This is a genomic window from Pseudomonas sp. GP01-A4, assembly GCF_058780865.1.
This window is the reverse complement of the sequence record NZ_JBYSWF010000138.1, coordinates 1-5,127: the sequence shown is the minus strand read 5'-3', so window position 1 is coordinate 5,127 and position 5,127 is coordinate 1. Positions and strand designations below refer to the sequence as shown.

Below are 5,127 nucleotides of genomic sequence, written 5' to 3'. Positions count from 1 at the left end.
CCCGCTGGAGTGCGCAGCGCTCCCGCTTTTTTGGGGCCGCTACGCAGCCCAGCGGGAGCAAGCTCCCTCGCCACAAGTAAGCACCGCAGTGTTATTTGATATGACCCAGATTCGCCTCGCTCATATCCAGATCCGCCAACACCTCCCGTAGCACATCATCACCAATCTGATGGTGACGGCTCAGGCTATACAGTTCCAGACGCTGCGCCCGCAGGGCCTTGAGCCGCAACTTGCGCTCCAGTTGATCCATCTGCAACGCCAGCGCCTGGGCTTCGGCCGAATCGTTGAACACTTCCAGTTGATGACGATACTCCGACATCAACCGCGCCTTGAGCTCGGTGGCCAAGGCTGCCTGGGCGGCATCCTGGGGTGCAGCTTCAGCGGGTTCTTCGGCTTCCAGGGCATGGATAGCAGCCACGGCGGTCTTCTTCCAGGCCTCGCGCACTTCATTGTGGCGTTTCTCATCCGGGCTCTTCTCGATGCCGCGCAACAGCAGCGGCAAAGCGATGCAGGCCGCGACGAGCGAAAGCAGGATCACACCGGCGGCGATGAAGATCAGCAGGTCGCGCTCGGGAAAATCCTGCCCCGGCGCAAGCAGTAACGGTACCGACATCACACCCGCCAGGGTCACGGCACCGCGTACGCCACCGACGGTCAGCAACCAGCAGGACCGCGCGGTGGGCACCAGCGTCAGCTCACTTTTCCCACGAATCCGGCGCAATAAACCCGACAGTCGCCAGATGCTTTGCACCCAGATAAACCGCAACACCACCAGCACCAGGAAAATCGCGATCACGTCCAGGCAGCGATACAACAAGGTCGGCCACAGCGTCGGCTCATGGCTGACCACCGCCTTGATGATGTCAGGCAGTTGCAGGCCCAGCAGCAGGAAGATCAAGCCGTTGAACGCAAACTCCAGCAGCGACCAGACGCTGCGGTTGAGCAACCGGGTGCTGGTCTGGCGCGGCAGCAGGTCGAGCCAGCTTTGCATCATGCCCGCAGCCACCGCCGACAGGATGCCCGAGGCGCCAAGGCGTTCGGCCAGCACGTAGGCGGCGAATGGCAGCAACAACATGAACACCACGTGCGTCGCCGGGTCGTCCCAGCCCCGGGCGATCATCCAGGCACGCAGGCGGCCGACCAGCCAGCTCAACGCCACACCGACCGCCAGGCCACCCACGGCCACCAGCACAAAGGTGAGGCTCGCATCCGCCAGCGAGAACACGCCGGTCAGCGCCGCCGCCAGGGCGAACTTGAAGGTCACCAGGCCCGAGGCATCATTCATCAACGCCTCGCCCTGGAGCATGTGCATCAGTGGCGTCGGCAAGCGGTTCTGGGAAATGGCTGACACCGCCACGGCATCCGTCGGCGACAACACGGCCGCCAGGGCGAAGGCCACCGGCAGGGGAATACTCGGCAACAACCAGTGAATGAAGTAACCGGCCCCCACCACCGTAAACAGCACCAACCCCACCGCCAGCGTCAGGATCGGCCCGCGCAGGCGCCACAATTCACGCTTGGGCATGCGCCAGCCATCAGAGAACAGCAGCGGCGGCAGAAACAGGAAAAGAAACAACTCAGGGTCCAGGGCGACATGCAGCCCCAGGGTCGGCCAGGCCAGCAACGCACCGGCGGCGATCTGCACGAGTGGTAACGGCAGTGGGATCACACGCCCGACAAGGCGCGAAACGCTGACCAGCATCAGCAGGATAAGTACGGTGTAGGCGGTTTGCATAACGCGGGATTCCCAGACAATCAACTTGCAGCAACACACATCAGGCAACAACTCGCCGTTGAAGTGCCATATTAGCCGCCTATGCTGCGCGATGGCCTTTGCACAAAAGTCGCACACGAGCAAAACGTAAGTGTGACGAGCGGCGCCGAAAGCCGCTGGCCATGGCATAATCCGTGACCTTTAATCTGCGTGAGCCCAAAGGGGGGCAATTCCTTGACCGCTTCAAGCAAAACGTTGCACCTTTTCGGCATCAAAGCCTGCGACACCATGAAAAAGGCGCGCACCTGGCTCGATGAGCACGCTATCCAGTATGAGTTTCATGACTACAAGACGGCCGGTATCGACCGCGAACACTTGACCCAATGGTGCAATGAGCACGGTTGGCAGGTGGTTTTGAACCGTGCGGGCACCACCTTTCGCAAACTCGAAGACGAACGCAAAGCCGATCTCGACCAAGCGAAAGCCATTGAATTGATGCTCGCGCAACCCTCGATGATCAAGCGCCCGGTGCTTGATCTCGGTGACAAAACCCTGATTGGCTTCAAGCCAGATAGCTATTCGGCGGCCCTCAAGTAGGCCAGCCCACTCCATTTTTGTAGAGGTAACAGCATGTCCAATTCCCTGTTCAGCCTGGGCTTCGGCGTCGGCACTCAGAACCGCCAAGGTGCTTGGCTGGAAGTGTTTTACGCACAACCGCTGCTCAATCCATCGGCTGAAATCATCGCGGCCATCGCGCCGATCCTCGGTTACACCGAAGGCAACCAGGCGATCACTTTCACCGTCACCCAGGCCCTGCAACTGGCTGACGCGCTCAAGGGCGTCGACGCTGCCCAAGCCGCCCTGTTGAGCCGCCTGGCTGAAAGCCACACGCCGCTGGTCGCCACCCTGCTGGCCGAAGACGCCGCACTGACCTCCACGCCTGAGGCCTACCTCAAGCTGCACCTGCTGTCCCATCGCCTGGTCAAGCCTCACGGCCTGAGCCTGGCCGGTGTGTTCCCGCAGTTGCCGAACGTGGCCTGGACCAGCCAGGGCGCAATCGACATCAATGAGCTGGCCGAGCGTCAACTGGAAGCGCGCCTGCGTGGCGACCTGCTGGAAGTGTTCTCGGTGGACAAGTTCCCGAAGATGACCGACTACGTGGTGCCGAGCGGCGTGCGTATCGCTGATGCCGCGCGCATCCGCCTGGGCGCCTACGTAGGCGAAGGCACCACCGTGATGCACGAAGGTTTCGTCAACTTCAACGCCGGTACCGAAGGCCCGGGCATGATCGAAGGCCGCGTGTCGGCTGGCGTGTTCGTCGGCAAGGGTTCGGACCTGGGCGGCGGTTGCTCCACCATGGGCACCCTGTCGGGTGGCGGCAACATCGTGATCAAGGTCGGCGAAGGCTGCCTGATCGGCGCCAACGCCGGTATCGGTATCCCGTTGGGCGACCGCAACACCGTGGAGTCGGGCCTGTACGTGACCGCCGGCACCAAGGTTGCGCTGCTGGACGAGCAGAACCAGCTGGTCAAGGTGGTCAAGGCCCGCGAGCTGGCCGGCCAACCGGACCTGCTGTTCCGCCGCAACTCCGAGACCGGTGCCGTGGAGTGCAAAACCCACAAATCGGCCATCGAACTGAACGCAGCGCTGCACGCTCACAACTAAGCAGCGACTCGATGCCACTAACGGCCCGCGCCTGACCGGTGCGGGCCGTTTATACGAGTCTTGATCACCATGCTTGTGCCCTCTCCCTGGCGCGCCGATTTTCCGGCCATCGCCACCCTGCAACGGCAAGACCAGACCTATCTGGACAACGCCGCCACCACGCAAAAACCTCAAGCCCTGCTGGACGCCATCAGCCATTACTACGCCAATGGCGCAGCCAATGTGCACCGTGCCCAGCATTTGCCGGGCGCCCACGCGACCCAGGCTTTCGAGGACAGTCGCAGCAAGGTGGCACAGTGGCTGAACGTCGGTGACGAGGGGCAAATCATCTTCACCCACGGCGCGACATCGGCGCTGAACCTCCTGGCTTATGGCCTTGAGCACCTATTCAACCCGGGCGACGAGATTGTCATCAGCGCCCTGGAGCACCACGCCAACCTGCTGCCGTGGCAGCAACTGGCCAAGCGTCGCGAGCTGGCGCTGGTGGTACTGCCGCTTGACGCTGGCGGCTTGATCGACCTGCAAGCCGCCGCCCAACTGATCGGCCCGCGCACCCGCCTGCTGGCGGTGAGCCAACTGTCCAACGTACTTGGCGCCTGGCAGCCGTTGCCGCAACTGCTGGCGCTGGCCAAGGCCCACGATGCACTGACGGTGGTCGATGGCGCCCAGGGCATCGTGCATGGTCGCCATGATATGCAGGCCCTGGGCTGCGACTTCTACGTGTTTTCCAGCCATAAACTCTATGGGCCGGACGGCGTCGGCGTGCTGTATGGCCGCACCGAAGCCCTGCATCACCTGCGCCACTGGCAGTTTGGGGGCGAGATGGTGCAGCAGGCTGATTATCAAAGCGCCAGTTTCCGCCCGGCGCCCCTCGGTTTCGAAGCCGGGACTCCGCCGATCGCCAGCGTGATCGGCCTGGGGGCAACCCTGGATTACCTGAGTTCCCTGGACCAGCAGGCGGTGACGGCTCACGAAGCCGCCCTGCACGACTACCTGTTGCGTGGCTTGCAAGCGCGCAATGGCGTGCGCTTGCTGGGGTCGCCGCACGTCGCCCTGGCCAGCTTCGTGGTGGAAGGCGTGCACAACGCCGACCTCGCCCACTTGCTGACCGAACAAGGGATTGCGGTGCGCGCCGGCCATCATTGTGCGATGCCGCTGCTCAAGCAGATGGGATTGTCGGGGGCGATTCGGGTGTCATTGGCGCTGTACAACGACTCCGATGACCTGGAGCGCTTTTTTGAAGCGCTGGATCAAGCCCTGGATATGTTGCGATGAGCTTGCCGACTGAGGCCGTTGTCGCGCTGGAAGCGTTCCAGGCAGTCGGCAGTTGGGAGCAACGAGCCCGCCTGCTGATGCAATGGGGCGAGCGGCTGCCCGCCTTGCCGGACGAAGACAAGGTAGACGTCAACCTGGTGCAGGGCTGTGAAAGCCTGGTGTGGCTGGTGGGGCGCTTGCAGGATGGGCATTGGCAGTTTGCCGCCAGCAGCGATGCACGGCTGATACGCGGGCTGGTGGCGTTGTTGCTGGCGCGGGTCAACGGTGTGTCTGCCGCCGAACTGCAAGCCGTCGACTTGCCCGGCTGGTTTGAGCAACTGGGCCTGTCGCGGCAGTTATCGCCGTCGCGCAGCAATGGGTTGAATGCGGTGCTGCAGCGCATGCGGCATCTGAGCCTCACACAAAACTAAATGTGGGAGCGGGCTTGCTCGCGAAGGCGGTGTATCAGTCACCAGACAGGTCGACTGATACAC

5 protein-coding genes are annotated in these 5,127 nt (G+C 62.7%); 4 read left to right on the top strand and 1 reads right to left on the bottom strand.

Annotated elements, in window-relative coordinates; genetic code table 11:
- Positions 1-91: 91 nt before the first annotated feature.
- Entirely contained in the window at positions 92-1,735 is a 1,644-nt protein-coding gene (locus AC3WKX_RS34080) for a Na+/H+ antiporter (protein WP_003219338.1), read from the bottom strand.
- Between the two features lie 213 nt (positions 1,736-1,948).
- On the opposite strand from AC3WKX_RS34080, the gene AC3WKX_RS34075 reads away from it, so the two are divergent.
- The 4 genes from AC3WKX_RS34075 (at position 1,949) to AC3WKX_RS34060 (ending at position 5,064) form a co-directional block, all read left to right on the top strand.
- Complete coding sequence (locus AC3WKX_RS34075) at positions 1,949-2,311, top strand: ArsC family reductase (RefSeq protein ID WP_003219341.1); 363 nt, start codon at positions 1,949-1,951, stop codon at positions 2,309-2,311.
- Positions 2,312-2,344: 33 nt separating this feature from the next.
- Positions 2,345-3,379: a 2,3,4,5-tetrahydropyridine-2,6-dicarboxylate N-succinyltransferase gene (dapD, locus tag AC3WKX_RS34070; RefSeq protein ID WP_003219342.1), complete on the top strand. Its 1,035-nt coding sequence runs from the start codon at positions 2,345-2,347 to the stop codon at positions 3,377-3,379.
- A gap of 69 nt (positions 3,380-3,448) precedes the next feature.
- Positions 3,449-4,654, top strand: a complete 1,206-nt coding sequence (locus AC3WKX_RS34065; protein WP_008432246.1) for an aminotransferase class V-fold PLP-dependent enzyme — start codon at positions 3,449-3,451, stop codon at positions 4,652-4,654.
- Positions 4,651-5,064 carry a SufE family protein gene (locus AC3WKX_RS34060; RefSeq protein ID WP_102605550.1) on the top strand — a complete coding sequence of 138 codons (414 nt, stop codon included), beginning with the start codon at positions 4,651-4,653 and terminating at the stop codon, positions 5,062-5,064. Before AC3WKX_RS34065 ends, AC3WKX_RS34060 begins: the two co-directional genes overlap by 4 nt.
- Positions 5,065-5,127 lie beyond the last annotated feature (63 nt).

Bases quoted from the DNA above. Each gene is read 5' to 3' on its own strand.
- AC3WKX_RS34065 (WP_008432246.1), top strand. From the start codon at position 3,449: ATGCTTGTGCCCTCTCCCTGGCGCGCCGATTTTCCGGCCATCGCCACC.
- AC3WKX_RS34060 (WP_102605550.1), top strand. From the start codon at position 4,651: ATGAGCTTGCCGACTGAGGCCGTTGTCGCGCTGGAAGCGTTCCAGGCA.
- dapD (WP_003219342.1), top strand. From the start codon at position 2,345: ATGTCCAATTCCCTGTTCAGCCTGGGCTTCGGCGTCGGCACTCAGAAC.
- AC3WKX_RS34080 (WP_003219338.1), bottom strand. From the start codon at position 1,735: ATGCAAACCGCCTACACCGTACTTATCCTGCTGATGCTGGTCAGCGTT.